Raw genomic sequence first — 13,928 nt, 5'->3', positions numbered from 1 at the left:
GCAAGCACACCTGGGTGCTTCCCAAGGTGCACGACTTGAAGGAGTTGAAGATGACACTGGCTGAACGGTTTGACACCTGGGCCCGGCAGCATGAGCAGAAGGGTCTCGAGAAAGGTATCGAGAAAGGTATCGAGAAAGGCGAGGCGCTCGTCCTGCAGAAGCTCTTGACCCAGCGTTTTGGCGTCTTGCCGGCGGATGCCGTTGGCAAGATCGCAGCGGCTTCTGCCGAGCAGATCGACACCTGGGTGGAGCGCGTACTGGACGCGACGAGTCTGGAAGAAGTCTTCCGTCCGTGAGCGCGTGAACGAGAGTCTGACCACAGATTTTCTGTCTTTCCGGTTTGACGCTTGAGGTGATTGAAACCCTGTCCTTCGCAAGAAGAGCAGGGTTTTTTTACAGGTATCCGAACTTCAATGAAATATATCTTCGGAGCATTCTGCCGTGCAAAAAATCGTTAACCCTCAGTGACTTACAGCAAGCACTTGTAAACATTGAGGAAATACCGTCTACTCTCGTCTTTGGGGTGGCAAAAAGCGATGCGGGCAAGTGCTTTGAAGAAGATGCCAGTACCGTCCGCAAAGACAACGCCCCGGAAAATCTCACGCTCATCAAGAAAATCGGCCTCAACCGCTTCCGGATGGAGGTCACGGATACCGTCAAGTCGCAGCCTGCGACTCAAGCGCAAACGCGCCGACTGGGATGATGAATTACGGACCCGTTACCTGGGGCTATCCCGGATAGGATGTTCGAGTGCGGAGGCCCTGGGGCTATCCCGGATTGGATGTTCGAGTGCGGATGCCCTGCAACATTCCCGCGATTCGGCTGGGCTGGCGGGGTTACAATTCCTCGTTTAGAACTTGCTGCAACGGAGATATTTTCATGCCCCCCTACCGCTCCCGCACCTCCACCCATGGCCGCAACATGGCCGGCGCCCGTTCCCTGTGGCGGGCCACCGGCATGAAGGATGGCGACTTCGGCAAGCCCATCATCGCCGTGGTCAATTCCTTTACCCAGTTCGTGCCCGGCCACGTGCACCTCAAGGACCTGGGCCAATTGGTGGCGCGCGAGATCGAGGCGGCTGGCGGCGTCGCCAAGGAATTCAATACCATCGCCATCGATGACGGCATCGCCATGGGCCATGGCGGCATGCTCTACAGCCTGCCCTCCCGCGACCTGATCGCCGACTCGGTCGAGTACATGGCCAATGCCCACTGTGCCGATGCCCTGGTGTGCATCTCGAACTGCGACAAGATCACCCCGGGCATGCTGATGGCCGCCTTGCGCCTCAATATCCCCGCCATCTTCGTCTCCGGCGGCCCCATGGAGGCCGGCAAGGCCACCCTGCATCTGCCCGACGGCGAGCGAATGGTCAAACTCGACCTCGTCGATGCCATGGTCAAGGCCGCCGACAGCCATGTTTCCGACGCGGAAGTGGACGCCATCGAACGCTCCGCCTGCCCCACCTGCGGCTCCTGTTCCGGCATGTTTACCGCCAATTCCATGAACTGCCTGACCGAGGCCCTGGGCCTCTCCCTGCCCGGCAACGGCACCCTCGTCGCCACCCACGCCGACCGTAAGGAATTGTTCCTGCGCGCCGGCCGCCAGATCGTCGAACTCTGCCGGCGTTACTACGAGCAGGACGATGCCAGCGTGCTGCCTCGCGCCATCGCCAGCAAGGCCGCCTTCGAAAATGCCATGAGCCTCGATGTGGCCATGGGCGGCTCCACCAACACCGTGCTGCACCTCCTGGCCGCCGCTCACGAGGCAGGGGTGGATTTCACCATGGCCGACATCGACCGCATCTCCCGCAAGGTGCCCTGCCTCTGCAAGGTGGCCCCGGCCACCGACAAGTACCACATCGAGGACGTGCACCGGGCCGGCGGCGTCATGGCCATCCTCGCCGAACTGTCCCGGGCCGGGCTGATCGAGCGCGAGGTGCCCACGGTGCACATGAAGACCCTGGGCGAGGCGATCGACACCTTCGACGTCACCCTCTCCGCCAATCCCGAGGTGCTGGAGTTCTACAAGGCGGCTCCCGGCGGCGTGCCGACCCAGGTGGCCTTCTCGCAGAACCGCCGCTGGCCGGAGCTGGATCTGGACCGCACCCACGGCTGCATCCGCAATCTGGCCAATGCCTATTCCCGCGACGGCGGCCTCGCCGTGCTCTTTGGCAACATCGCCGAAAAGGGCTGCATCGTGAAGACCGCCGGGGTGGATGAATCCATCCTCGTGTTCAGCGGCCGGGCGCGGGTGTTCGAGAGCCAGGAAGCGGCGGTGGCCGGCATCCTGTCGGGCAGCATCGTCGCCGGCGACGTGGTGGTGATCCGTTACGAAGGTCCGCAGGGCGGCCCCGGCATGCAGGAAATGCTCTATCCCACCAGCTACCTGAAGTCGATGGGCCTCGGCAAGGACTGCGCCCTCCTCACCGACGGCCGTTTCTCCGGCGGTACTTCCGGCCTTTCCATCGGCCACGTCTCCCCCGAGGCCGCCAACGGCGGCGCCATCGGCCTGGTGCAAGAGGGCGACACGATCGCGATCGACATCCCCAGGCGCAGCATCCGCCTGGCCGTCTCCGAAGCCGAACTGGCCGCCCGCCGGGCCGCCATGGAAGCGCGGGGGGAGGCCGCCTGGCAGCCGCTGAACCGGGAGCGTCCGGTGTCCCAGGCCCTCAAAGCCTATGCCCTGTTCGCCACCTCCGCCGACCGGGGCGCGGTGCGCGACCTATCCCAGGTCCGGCGGGCCTGAAACCTCCCGCCCGGCTCGATACCGATACCAAGCGTCGAGCCGGGCGGGCTTGGGGCGAGGTCAAACCGGGTGGGTGACTGGGGCGGCTGGGGCAACACGGGGTCAACACGGGGGCAACACGGGGTCAACTCTGGGTCAACTTCTACCGCGCTGTGGCGTTACTGTCTCATGGAGTTTGAAACTTCTTCAGAAATGCGTTGCGCAAGGTTTGCAAGCCATTGCTTCTGAATTAACATCCTTCCCGCTGTTCAATCACATCTATACGGAGCAAGTAATGAAAGCAATCTACGCAGCCATGATGGCCGCCGCAGGTATCGTGATGGCCGGTCAAGCCCATGCCGACCAAGCCCTGGCCACGGCCAAGGGTTGCATGGCCTGCCATGCCACCGACAAGAAGCTGGTTGGCCCCGCCTACAAGGACGTGGCGGCCAAGTACAAGGGCGACAAGACTGCCGTGGACAAGCTGGCGGCCAAGGTCAAGGCTGGTGGTTCCGGTGTTTGGGGGGCTGTGCCCATGCCTCCCAATAACGTGACGCCCGAAGAGGCCACCAAACTGGTAAAGTGGGTTCTGTCCACCAAGTAAGCCTCGCTGTTTGCGACGAAGCCGGCCCTGGGTCGGCTTTTTCATGCGCGCATTCTGCTTTCGGCCTTGACAAGCACGAGGTGTGTTTCCAGAATCAAACCTTTCTGACCCTAATCGCGGAGTAGTTGAATGACGACCTCACGTTTTCCCGGAATCATGCTGGCCCTGGCGGCTGGCATTGCGTTGATCGGCTGTGGCAAAGAGGCTCCTCCTCCCCCGCCTCCGCCGCCTCCTCCCGCTCCCGTTGCCCCTCCTCCCAAGCCTGAAATCACCGTCAATCTGGGGCATGTGGCTCCGATGACCGGCCCCCAGGCCCATCTGGGCAAGGACCATGAAAATGGTGCGCTACTGGCGGTGGATGACCTGAATGCCCAGAAGCTGGAAATCGGCGGTGCCATCGTCAGCTTCAAACTGCTGTCGGAAGACGATCAGGCCGATCCCAGACAAGCCACCGTCGTGGCTCAGAAGCTGGTGGATGCCAAGGTCAATGGCGTTATCGGTCACCTCAATTCCGGTACCACCATCCCGGCTTCCAAGATTTATTTCGATGCGGGTATTCCCCAGATTTCGGGCGCCTCCACCAATCCCACCTATACCCTGCAGGGTTTCAATACCGCCTTCCGCGTGTTCGCCAATGACGTGCAGCAGGGTAAGGCGCTGGGTGAATTTGCCGCAAAGCAAGGTATCAGGAAGGTCGCCATCATCGACGACCGTACTGCTTACGGTCAGGGTCTGGCCGATGAATTCAGAAAAGCTGCCGAAGCCGCTGGAATCAAGGTGGTGAGCACCGAGTACACCACCGACAAGGCCACCGACTTCAAGGCCATCCTGACCAAGATCAAGTCCAGGAAGCCCGACCTGGTGTTCTTTGGCGGCATGGATGCCCAGGCCGGCCCCATGGTCAAGCAGTTCAAGGAACTGGGCATCAAGGCCAGGTTCCTGACCGGTGACGGCGGCTGTACCCCCGAGTTCATCAAGCTCGGCGGCGAAGCGACCGAAGGCCAGTTCTGCTCCCTGCCCGGCCTGCCGGTGGACAAGATGCCCAAGGGTCCTGACTTCAAGGCGCGCTACACCGCCAAGTACAACCAGGAAATCCAGCTCTATGCGCCCTACGTCTACGATGCCGTGATGGTCGTGGCCGACGCCATGAAGCGGGCCAATTCCGTGGAACCCGCCAGGTATCTGGCTGAACTGCCCAAGACCAGCTATCAGGGGGTGACTGCCACCATCCAGTTCGACGGAAACGGCGATCTGAAGGATGGCGCCATTTCCCTGTATCAGGTCAAGGACGGCAAGTGGGAGTATCTGGAAACCCTGGGTGCTGCAGCGCCGGTTGAAGCGCCGGCCGCACCTGCCGAGGCGGCTGCGCCCGCAGCACCCGCAGCACCCGCACCCGCACCCGCAGCACCTGTGGCTCCGGCCAGGTAAGCGGGAGCTCACTCCACGAAAACGGCGCCTCCTGGCGCCGTTTTCGCGCTGACCGGACTAAGTCATCGGCATGGATACCTTTTTGCAGCAACTCATCAACGGTCTGGTGCAGGGCAGCATCTACGCCCTGGTCGCCCTGGGCTACACCATGGTTTACGGCATCATGGGTTTGATCAATTTTGCCCATGGTGAGGTGGTGATGATCGGCACCATGGTCGCCATTACCGTCATCGGGATGCTCACCAACCTGGGAGTGCCCGTGGGTCTGGCTGCGGTGCTGGCCCTGCTGGCCGCCATGCTGGTGTGCATGGCACTGGGCTGGAGCCTGGAGCGGATTGCCTATCGTCCCCTGCGCCACGCGCCGCGACTGACCCCCCTGATCACTGCCATCGGCATGTCCATCGTGCTGCAGAACCTGGCCATGATCATCTGGAGCCGCAATTATCTGATTTTTCCCCGGATCATCGAGAAGACCTCCCACGAAATCGGAGGCGCTTATTTTTCCAATGTGCAGGTCTTGATCGTATTGCTCGCCGTCGCCAGCATGGCCGGCTTGCTGCTGCTCATCTACAGGACCCGGCTGGGCATGGCCATGCGTGCCGCTTCCCAGAATCCCCAGGTGGCCCGGCTGATGGGCGTGAATGTGGACCGGGTGATTGCCGCCGCCTTCATCATCGGTTCCGCCATGGGCGCCCTGGCGGGCTTCATGGTGGGCTCCTATTACGAAGTGGCCCACTACCAGATGGGCTTCATGCTCGGCCTCAAGGCCTTTACCGCTGCGGTCCTGGGCGGCATCGGTAATCTGGCCGGCGCCATGGCGGGCGGGCTGCTGCTGGGCATCATCGAGGCGCTGGGGGCCGGCTATATCGGCGATTTGACCGGGGGCTTCCTGGGCAGCCACTACCAGGACATCTTCGCCTTCGTGGTGCTGATCGTGGTGCTGATGTTCCGCCCCTCGGGCCTGTTTGGAGAACAGACGGGAGAACGGGCATGAAGCATCCTTTCCTTCATGCGCTGCTGCGCCTGCCCCGCCATAGCGGTGTCCTGGCCGTGTCTGGCTCCTTGCTGCTGCTGGCGCTGCCGATCGTCGCCATGTGGGGCGGCCAGGCCTGGGTGCGGATTCTCGACTTCGCCATCCTCTATGTGTTTCTGGCCCTGGGCCTGAACATCGTCGTGGGCTTTGCCGGTCTGCTGGACCTGGGCTACATCGCCTTCTATGCCGTGGGGGCTTACACCTACGCCCTGCTGGCTAGCCCGCATCTGGGGCTGCACCTGCCGTTCTGGGTGATCCTGCCCTGCGGTGCGATGCTGGCCTGCCTGTTCGGAGTCTTGCTGGGGGCGCCGACCTTGCGTTTGCGCGGCGATTATCTGGCCATCGTCACCCTGGGCTTCGGGGAAATCATCCGCATCTTCCTCAACAACCTGAATGCCCCCCTGAACATCACCAACGGCGCCCAGGGCATCAACCTGATCGACCCCATTGCCATCGGCGCCTTCAAGCTCTCGGGGCGCACGGACATCTGGGTTTACAGCCTGAACGGGCCGCAGAAGTATTACTACCTGTTGCTGCTGCTTTGCACGGGGGTCGTGGTGATCAATTTCCGGCTGCAGCATTCGCGCATCGGCCGGGCCTGGCAGGCGATCCGGGAGGACGAGATCGCGGCCAGGGCGGTGGGCATCAATACCCGCAACATGAAGCTGCTGGCGTTTGCCATGGGCGCCAGTTTCGGCGGCGTGGCCGGCGGCGTGTATTCAGCCATGCAGGGTTTCATTTCGCCGGAAAGCTTTGCCCTGAACGAATCGATCATGGTGTTGGCGATGGTGGTGCTGGGGGGCATGGGCCATATTCCCGGCGTGATTCTCGGCGCCGTATTGCTGGCGGTACTGCCGGAGGCCCTGCGCTTCGGCGTGGTGCCGGTCCAGCAGGTCCTGTTCGGCAAAGTGCTGGTGGACCCGGAGAGCCTGCGCATGCTGATCTTCGGCCTGGCCCTGGTGCTGGTGATGCGTTTTCGCCCGGCCGGTCTCTGGCCCTCCCCGGAGCGGCAGCGCGAACTGGCGGAGGCCAAGTCATGAGCCAGGTGCTGCTCGAAGCCCGGCAGGTCTGCAAGCACTTCGGCGGAGTCAAGGCCCTGAGCGATGTCTCCCTGACCATCCATGCCGGCGAAATCTATGGTTTGATCGGTCCCAACGGTGCCGGCAAGACCACCTTCTTCAACTGCCTGACCGGGCTGTATGTGCCCGATGGGGGCGGTTTCGAGCTGGCGGGGAAGCCGCTCCAGGCCGATGCGCCCCAGAAGGCCGCGGCCCTGGGCATTGCCCGCACTTTCCAGAACATCCGCCTGTTTGCCCAGATGACGGCTCTGGAAAATGTCATGGTGGGCCGCCATGTGCGTACCCGGGCCGGCGTGATCGGCGCCATTTTGCGCAACCGGGCGACCCGGGAAGAAGAAGCCGCCATCCGGCGCCGGGCCGAAGAGCTGCTGCACTACGTCGGCATTGCCGACCGGGCCTGCGATCTGGCCCGCAATCTCTCCTATGGCGACCAGCGCCGTCTGGAAATCGCCCGGGCCCTGGCCACGGAGCCGAAGCTGCTGTGCCTGGACGAGCCGGCGGCGGGGATGAACGGGGCGGAAACCGAGGCGCTGAAGGTGCTGATCGAAGGCATCCGCCGGGACGGCACCACGGTGCTCTTGATCGAACACGACATGAAACTGGTGATGGGCCTGTGCGACCGGCTGGCGGTGCTCGACTACGGCCAGAAAATCAGTGAAAACGTGCCGGCCGTGGTCCAGAAGGACAGGCGGGTGATCGAAGCCTATCTGGGGGAGGTGCCCGAAGATGCTTGAAGTCACCGGACTACGGGTAGCCTATGGTGGCATTCAGGCCGTCAAGAGCATCACCTTTCATGTGCGGGAAGGGGAGAGGGTGGCCTTGATCGGCGCCAATGGGGCGGGCAAGACCAGCACCCTGAAAGCCATCGCCCGGGTGCTCGATGCGGCGGGAGGTGATGTGCATTGTGCCGGCCAGGACATTACCTGCCTGCCGCCCCATGAGGTGCTGGGCAGCGGCATCGCCCTGGTGCCCGAAGGCCGGGGGGTTTTCCCGCGCCTGAATGTGCTCGGGAACCTGCTGATGGGAGCCTATATCCGTAACGACAAGGCGGCCATCGCGGCGGATCTGGAGCAGGTCTACGGTCATTTTCCCCGTCTCAAGGAACGGGAAAAACAGCTCGCCGGCACCCTTTCCGGCGGAGAACAGCAGATGCTCGCCATCGGCCGGGCCCTGATGGGGCGGCCAAGACTGCTGTTGCTGGATGAGCCTTCCATGGGCCTGGCACCCCTGATGGTGCAGAAAATTTTTGAAGTGATCCGGACCGTGGCAAGCCAGGGCATCACCATCTTGCTGGTGGAACAGAATGCCCGCCTGGCCCTGGAAGTCAGTCAGCGCGCCTATGTGATGGAAAGCGGCCGCATCATCCACACCGGGCCTGCCCATGAACTGCTGGTGGATCCCCGGGTGCGGGCGGCGTATCTGGGGGAGTGACTCCGATAGCGCCCGGCCGGCGCCGGCAGTGACCGTGAGGGGCCATGCTAGAATCGGGCCCACTACGAGGCCGGCCCGCCGGTCAGCCATCTTCTTTTCAGGATTTGTGCCAATGTCTTCTCCTTCCCGCATCGTCATCGCGTCCCGTGCATCCCGACTTGCCATGTGGCAGGCCGAGCATGTCCAGGCGCGTCTTGCCACGCTGCACCCGGGGGCGGAGGTGGTCATTCTGGGCATGACCACCCAGGGCGACCAGATTCTCGACCGGCCCCTGGCCGAGATCGGCGGCAAGGGCCTGTTCATCAAGGAACTGGAAGTGGCCATGCAGGAAGGCCGGGCCGACCTGGCGGTGCACTCCATGAAGGATGTGCCCATGGAGATGCCCGAAGGCTACATCCTGCCGGTCATTTCGGCCCGGGAAAATCCCCGCGATGCCTTCGTTGCCAACCGGTACGCCGACCTCGATGAGTTGCCGGCCGGGGCGGTGGTGGGCACGTCCAGCCTGCGCCGGGAGGCCCTGTTGCGGGCGAAATATCCGCAGCTGCAGATCAAAAGCCTGCGCGGCAACCTGGATACCCGCCTGAAGAAGCTCGATGAGGGGCAGTATGACGCCATCATCCTGGCGGCGGCCGGCCTGATCCGCCTGGGCCTCATGGCGCGAATCCGGACCGTGCTGACGCCCGAGCAATCCCTGCCCGCACCGGGCCAGGGCGCTCTGGGCATCGAGGTGCTGGCCGGCCGGGCGGATGCCGAGGCCTGGGTGGCACCCCTGAATGACCCGGAAACGGCCCACTGCGTCAAGGCCGAGCGGGCCTTTTCCCGGGCCTTGGGCGGCTCCTGCCAGGTGCCACTGGGGGGTTACGCCATGCTCGAAAATGGTCAGCTCTGGTTGCGCGGCTTCGTGGCCACGCCCGATGGCAAACAGATGGTGAGTGGCGAGAGACGTGGCAATCCAGCGGACGATGAAGCGCTGGGGCGCCAGCTGGCAGATGAATTGCGGAGCCGTGGGGCCGAGGCCATCCTGGCTCAGCTGGCGGCCTGCAAGTGATGTGATGCAGCAGGGATTGCCCCTGGCGGGCAAAACCATCGTGGTGACCCGTCCCCGGGCCCAGGCAAAAGCCTTGGGCCGGGCGATCGCAGCCCAGGGGGGGCGGGCCTTCTATTTTCCCTTGCTGGAGATTACCCCGGTTGAAGATGCCGCCCCCCTGCGGGCCGTGGCAGCCCGGCTCGAGGACTACCGCCTGGCCATCTTCATCAGTCCCAATGCGGTTCAACATGCGCTCCCCATTTTGCTGGCAGGGCGTCACTGGCCTCCGGGCTTGCAGCCTGTGGCCGTGGGGCCGGGGACGCTCAAGGCCCTGGAACAAGCTGGGGTGAACGGTTGCCTGTGCCCCAGGCAGCGCTTTGATTCCGAAGCGCTGCTGGACTTGCCGGAATTGTCCGCGGCGGCGCTGGCCGGCCAGCAGGTGCTGATCCTGCGGGGTAATGGTGGCCGGGAACTGCTGGGCGATACCCTGGCAAACCGGGGCGCCCGGGTGGAGCGAGTGGCCTGTTATCAACGCCGCGGTCCTGGCGCCGGGCAGGAGGAATTCCTGGCCGCCCTGAGTGCTGAGGCCCTGCACGGGCTGACGTTGTCCAGTAGCGAAGCCCTGGCCCATCTGCTGGAACTCGCTGGAGCAGAACACAAGGCCCATCTCGAGCGCCTGCCGCTTTTTGTTTCCCACGCCCGGATCGCCGACAAGGCCCGGGCTGCCGGCTTGAGCCAGGTGGTGCTGACGGAGCCCGGCGATGCTGGTTTGCTGGCCGGGCTATGCGCTTATAATGGCTCCCGACCATGAGTGATACTTCCCATTCCCTCGTTCCCCTTGCCGAAACTCCCCCGCGGTTTGCCAGCTGGCGCAACCCCTGGCTGTGGGTGGTGCTGGCCGTCCTGAGTCTGGCTGTCTGGCAGGGGCTGGAAACCCGCAGCAGGCTCGGGCATACCCAGCAGGAACTGGCGCGGCGCCTGGCGGAAAATGACAAGGTGGTGAATGAAAATCGGGCGCTGGTAAGCAAGGTGATGGAACAGGCGGCCGAGCTGCAGCGCAAGTACGGTGCGCTGGAGGGGCGTCTGGCGGAAATCCAGGGGCAGGCCGACGCGTTGCGGGCCTGGTATCAAGAAGCTGCCGTCAGCCGCGATGACGTCCTGCTGGCCGAGGTGGAGCAGGCCGTGAACAATGCGGTGCAGCAACTGCAACTTTCGGGCAATGTCCAGGGGGCCATTTTGGCCCTGGAGTCTGCCGATGCCCGTCTGGCGCGCCTGAATCACCCCCAGTTCCTGGTCTTGCGGCGTACCCTGGCCCGTGACCTCGAGCGTTTGCGGGCGACACCCTTTGTCGATGTGCCGGGCATGAACCTGCGGCTCGAGAATGTGATCCTGAGCGTGGACAAGCTGCCGCTGGCCATGGACCTGACGGTTCGCCCCAAGGCCGTTGCCAGGGAGGCGGCCGATACGCCTGGCGCTTCCTGGTGGAGCATCCTGCTGCAAGAAGGCTGGAACGAACTTAAAGCGTTGGTGCGGATTCAGCGCTTTGATCGCCAGGAAGCGGTGCTCTTGAGCCCGGACCAGCAGCTCATGCTGCGGGAAAATATCAAGCTGCGCCTGCTCAACGCCCGTCTTGCCCTGCTCAGTCGGGAGCAATGGGTCTTCAAAAACGAATTGAAAGCGGCACATGCCTGGTTGGAGCGCTATTTCCAGCTTGAGGAAAAGTCTGTCCAGGCTGCCATGGCGGCCCTGAAACAATTGGCGGCCACCGAAATCATCGTCGAAGCCCCCAGTCTCAATGACAGCCTGGCCGCCCTGCGGAGCATCAAGGCCAGCCGGGAAAAGCGATAGGCGGGCCTATGCGGGGAGTTTTCTGGTTTCTCGGGCTGTTCTTCCTGGCGGTGGCGGGGGCGCTGCTGGCGCGCTACAACGACGGCTTTGCCCTGTTCGTCCTGGACCCCTGGCGGGTTGAAATGAGCCTCAACCTGCTGCTGCTGCTGTGGCTGGCGGGCTTTGTCATTCTCTATTTTCTGCTGCGGGGCCTGTTGGTGACCCTGGGTTTGCCCGAGCGGGCCAGGGCCTACCGGGCTCAGCGCCAACGGGAACAGGTTGCCCGTGTGCTCGAAGAGGCGATCCGCCTCCTGTTCGAGGGACGTTTCGGCCACGCGCTACGCCGTGCCGAAGCTGCCTGGCAGTCAGGCCACGCCCCAGGTACGGCGGCCTTGATCGCGGCGCGTGCGGCTCAGCGCATGCGGGAGAGCGAAAAAGTGTGGCAATGGCTCGAACGGGCCCGGCAAGCCTCCCCGGAATCCGGGTCGGCGGCGCTGATGCTGGGGGCCGAAATGGCCCTGGAAATGGGGGATTTCGCGACCGCCCGCCGGGATCTGCAGGTCTTGCAACGGCGTCAGGGGCGTCACATCGCGGCCCTGCGTCTTGAATTGCGCGCCCTGCAGGGGCTGGGGGATGTAAACGGCGTGCTGAAACTGGTGCGCCAGCTGGTGCGCCAGCTGGAAAAACGCGGCGGACTGCCGGCCGAAGCTGCCCGTGCCATCCGGAGCAAGGCGCATCAGGAGGCCTTGCGTCAGCGCGAGGGGGATAGCGCCGCCTTGCTCGACTACTTTTCTTCCCTTCCCGTTGCCGAACGGGACGTTACCCTGGTACTGGCGGCCGTCCGGCGCCTGCAGGCTCTGGGGGCAACCGAGGCCGCCGCGGATCTGGTCGAGCAGGCCCTGGGCGAGGGGCGGGAATGGTCTTCGGAACTGGCCGGGATTTATGGCGGCCTGGTTTGCCGGGAGGGGCAGGGCAAGGCTCTGGCGGCCCGTATTGCCCGTGCCGAGGCCTGGTTGACGGCCCATCCGCGCGATGCGGCCTTGTTGCTTTCCCTGGGGCGGATGTGCGAATGCCTCAAGCTTTGGGGCAAAGCCCGGAGTTATCTGGAGGCCTCGCTGGCCGTGGGGCCATCCCGGGCAGCGCATTTGCTGCTGGCACGATTGCTGGATCAGTTGGGGGAGGCCGAGCTGGCAAATCGCCATTTCCGCCAGGCTGCCGAACTCGAAACATCTTGAGGAAGTGCTGATTCAGGAATACCGACCGGTGGCGGGTCGCGCGGGGCAGGCTCGAAGAGTTTGCAGACATCCATCGGGCGGGAGTGTATATTATCTTTTCCTAATTCATTTGCATCGGAGGCTTCATGAAACCCAATGTTGGCGGCATCGACAAAATCCTGCGCATCGTCGTGGGGCTGGCACTGATTATCTGGGCTGCGGCCGGCGGGCCCGTCTGGGCATATGTCGGCATCGTTCCCCTGGCCACCGGCTTGACGGGCTGGTGCCCGATCTACCCGTTGCTGGGTTTGAATACCTGCCCGTTGAAGAAGGACTGAGGCCGCACCCGGTCCTTCTGGTTCTTCTCCAGGTTGCAGAAGGCGGACAGGGTGACCTGATCCGCTTTTTTTGCGGGTTCTCTCAAGATCCCGGTGCGGATTATCCTGCGGCCTGCAGTAAAATCCCTGTCTTTCCCAAAGATACCGGAGAAATCCCATGCCCATCGTCTCCATGCGCCAGCTGCTCGATCACGCTGCCGAACACAGCTATGGCCTGCCCGCCTTCAACGTCAATAACATGGAACAGGTCTGGGCCATCATGGAGGCCGCCCATGAGCTCGATGCCCCGGTGATCATGCAGGCCTCCGCCGGCGCGCGCAAATACGCCGGCGAACCCTTCTTGCGCCACCAGATCCTGGCGGCCCTGGAAGCCTATCCCCACCTTCCCGTGGTGATGCACCAGGACCACGGCCAGAGCCCCGCCGTGTGCATGGCCGCTATCCGCTCGGGCTTCTCCTCGGTGATGATGGACGGCTCCTTGCAGGCCGACGGCAAGAGCGTCGCCAGCTACGCCTACAATGTGGAAGTGACCCGCAAGGTGGTGGAGTTCTCCCACGCCATCGGCGTCTCCGTGGAAGGAGAGCTGGGGGTCCTGGGCTCCCTGGAAACCCTGAAGGCGGACAAGGAAGACGGCCATGGCGCCGATGGCCAGATGCGCCGCGAAGACCTGCTCACCGACCCCGGCCAGGCTGCCGATTTCGTCAGAGAGACCAACGTCGATGCCCTGGCCATCGCCATCGGCACCAGCCACGGCGCCTACAAGTTCACCAAGAAGCCCACCGGCGACATCCTTGCCATCGACCGGATCAAGGCAATCCATGCCCGCATCCCCAACACCCATCTGGTGATGCACGGTTCCTCTTCCGTGCCGCAGGAACTGCTCGCCGAGATCCGCCAGTTTGGCGGCGAGATGAAGGAAACCTACGGCGTGCCGGTGGAGGAAATCGTCCAGGGCATCCGCTACGGGGTGCGCAAGGTCAATATCGACACCGACATCCGGCTTGCCATGACCGGTGCCATCCGCCGCTATCTGTTCGAGCATCCGGACAAGTTCGATCCCCGCGATTACCTGAAGCCCGCCCGGGAGGCCGCCAAGCAGATCTGCCTGGCCCGCTACCGGGCCTTCGGCTGCGAAGGCCGGGCCGGCAAGATCAAGATCATCCCGCTCGAGAAGATGGCCGAGCGTTACGCCAGGGGCGAACTGAACCAGATCGTCCGATAAG

Annotated in this window: 14 protein-coding genes and 1 pseudogene; all 15 read left to right on the top strand. The window is 63.6% G+C overall.

Annotated elements, in window-relative coordinates:
* Window positions 1-296: DUF4351 domain-containing protein (locus WBH99_RS11705; RefSeq protein WP_424220275.1), on the top strand; the 296-nt coding region annotated here is incomplete at its 5' end.
* Window positions 297-550: 254 nt separating this feature from the next.
* A pseudogene (locus tag WBH99_RS11700) lies at window positions 551-740 on the top strand (ISAs1 family transposase); the annotation flags it as partial.
* A 139-nt stretch (window positions 741-879) separates the two neighbouring features.
* On the top strand, window positions 880-2,745 hold the full coding sequence (gene ilvD / locus WBH99_RS11695; protein WP_424220274.1) for a dihydroxy-acid dehydratase: 1,866 nt from the start codon (window positions 880-882) through the stop codon (window positions 2,743-2,745).
* 274 nt (window positions 2,746-3,019) lie between these two features.
* A complete protein-coding gene (locus WBH99_RS11690; RefSeq protein WP_424220273.1) occupies window positions 3,020-3,328 on the top strand; it encodes a c-type cytochrome in 309 nt (102 codons plus the stop codon).
* Between the two features lie 129 nt (window positions 3,329-3,457).
* Window positions 3,458-4,756, top strand: coding sequence for a branched-chain amino acid ABC transporter substrate-binding protein (locus tag WBH99_RS11685; RefSeq protein WP_424220272.1), 1,299 nt, complete (start codon window positions 3,458-3,460; stop codon window positions 4,754-4,756).
* Window positions 4,757-4,826: 70 nt separating this feature from the next.
* Window positions 4,827-5,750 (top strand): branched-chain amino acid ABC transporter permease, encoded by a 924-nt coding sequence (locus tag WBH99_RS11680; RefSeq protein WP_424220271.1) that lies wholly within the window; start codon window positions 4,827-4,829, stop codon window positions 5,748-5,750.
* Window positions 5,747-6,829 carry an ABC transporter permease subunit gene (locus WBH99_RS11675; RefSeq protein ID WP_424220270.1) on the top strand — a complete coding sequence of 361 codons (1,083 nt, stop codon included), beginning with the start codon at window positions 5,747-5,749 and terminating at the stop codon, window positions 6,827-6,829. The genes WBH99_RS11680 and WBH99_RS11675 overlap by 4 nt, the downstream gene beginning before the upstream one ends.
* Entirely contained in the window at window positions 6,826-7,602 is a 777-nt protein-coding gene (locus tag WBH99_RS11670; protein ID WP_424220269.1) for an ABC transporter ATP-binding protein, read from the top strand. The genes WBH99_RS11675 and WBH99_RS11670 overlap by 4 nt, the downstream gene beginning before the upstream one ends.
* Window positions 7,595-8,299, top strand: coding sequence for an ABC transporter ATP-binding protein (locus tag WBH99_RS11665; protein ID WP_424220268.1), 705 nt, complete (start codon window positions 7,595-7,597; stop codon window positions 8,297-8,299). Before WBH99_RS11670 ends, WBH99_RS11665 begins: the two co-directional genes overlap by 8 nt.
* A 112-nt stretch (window positions 8,300-8,411) precedes the next feature.
* Complete coding sequence (gene hemC / locus WBH99_RS11660; protein ID WP_424220267.1) at window positions 8,412-9,347, top strand: hydroxymethylbilane synthase; 936 nt, start codon at window positions 8,412-8,414, stop codon at window positions 9,345-9,347.
* A 4-nt stretch (window positions 9,348-9,351) separates the two neighbouring features.
* Window positions 9,352-10,137 carry a uroporphyrinogen-III synthase gene (locus WBH99_RS11655; protein WP_424220266.1) on the top strand — a complete coding sequence of 262 codons (786 nt, stop codon included), beginning with the start codon at window positions 9,352-9,354 and terminating at the stop codon, window positions 10,135-10,137.
* On the top strand, window positions 10,134-11,174 hold the full coding sequence (locus tag WBH99_RS11650) for a uroporphyrinogen-III C-methyltransferase (protein WP_424220265.1): 1,041 nt from the start codon (window positions 10,134-10,136) through the stop codon (window positions 11,172-11,174). Before WBH99_RS11655 ends, WBH99_RS11650 begins: the two co-directional genes overlap by 4 nt.
* Before the next feature lie 8 nt (window positions 11,175-11,182).
* On the top strand, window positions 11,183-12,388 hold the full coding sequence (locus WBH99_RS11645; protein ID WP_424220264.1) for a heme biosynthesis HemY N-terminal domain-containing protein: 1,206 nt from the start codon (window positions 11,183-11,185) through the stop codon (window positions 12,386-12,388).
* A 125-nt stretch (window positions 12,389-12,513) separates the two neighbouring features.
* Window positions 12,514-12,705 (top strand): YgaP family membrane protein, encoded by a 192-nt coding sequence (locus WBH99_RS11640; protein WP_424220263.1) that lies wholly within the window; start codon window positions 12,514-12,516, stop codon window positions 12,703-12,705.
* 157 nt (window positions 12,706-12,862) lie between these two features.
* Entirely contained in the window at window positions 12,863-13,927 is a 1,065-nt protein-coding gene (fba, locus tag WBH99_RS11635; protein ID WP_424220262.1) for a class II fructose-bisphosphate aldolase, read from the top strand.
* The last annotated feature ends 1 nt before the right edge of the window (window position 13,928 follow it).

The organism is Azovibrio sp., assembly GCF_049658005.1.
In the GTDB taxonomy this organism is placed as follows: domain Bacteria; phylum Pseudomonadota; class Gammaproteobacteria; order Burkholderiales; family Rhodocyclaceae; genus Azovibrio.
The sequence above is the reverse complement of the archived record's forward strand: the minus strand, read 5'-3'. Positions and strand labels throughout refer to the sequence as shown.

Excerpts from the sequence above, each read along its gene's own strand:
- ilvD (WP_424220274.1), top strand. The coding sequence starts at position 880 with ATGCCCCCCTACCGCTCCCGCACCTCCACCCATGGCCGCAACATGGCC.
- WBH99_RS11690 (WP_424220273.1), top strand. The coding sequence starts at position 3,020 with ATGAAAGCAATCTACGCAGCCATGATGGCCGCCGCAGGTATCGTGATG.
- WBH99_RS11685 (WP_424220272.1), top strand. The coding sequence starts at position 3,458 with ATGACGACCTCACGTTTTCCCGGAATCATGCTGGCCCTGGCGGCTGGC.
- WBH99_RS11680 (WP_424220271.1), top strand. The coding sequence starts at position 4,827 with ATGGATACCTTTTTGCAGCAACTCATCAACGGTCTGGTGCAGGGCAGC.
- WBH99_RS11675 (WP_424220270.1), top strand. The coding sequence starts at position 5,747 with ATGAAGCATCCTTTCCTTCATGCGCTGCTGCGCCTGCCCCGCCATAGC.
- WBH99_RS11670 (WP_424220269.1), top strand. The coding sequence starts at position 6,826 with ATGAGCCAGGTGCTGCTCGAAGCCCGGCAGGTCTGCAAGCACTTCGGC.
- WBH99_RS11665 (WP_424220268.1), top strand. The coding sequence starts at position 7,595 with ATGCTTGAAGTCACCGGACTACGGGTAGCCTATGGTGGCATTCAGGCC.
- hemC (WP_424220267.1), top strand. The coding sequence starts at position 8,412 with ATGTCTTCTCCTTCCCGCATCGTCATCGCGTCCCGTGCATCCCGACTT.
- WBH99_RS11655 (WP_424220266.1), top strand. The coding sequence starts at position 9,352 with ATGCAGCAGGGATTGCCCCTGGCGGGCAAAACCATCGTGGTGACCCGT.
- WBH99_RS11650 (WP_424220265.1), top strand. The coding sequence starts at position 10,134 with ATGAGTGATACTTCCCATTCCCTCGTTCCCCTTGCCGAAACTCCCCCG.
- WBH99_RS11645 (WP_424220264.1), top strand. The coding sequence starts at position 11,183 with ATGCGGGGAGTTTTCTGGTTTCTCGGGCTGTTCTTCCTGGCGGTGGCG.
- WBH99_RS11640 (WP_424220263.1), top strand. The coding sequence starts at position 12,514 with ATGAAACCCAATGTTGGCGGCATCGACAAAATCCTGCGCATCGTCGTG.
- fba (WP_424220262.1), top strand. The coding sequence starts at position 12,863 with ATGCCCATCGTCTCCATGCGCCAGCTGCTCGATCACGCTGCCGAACAC.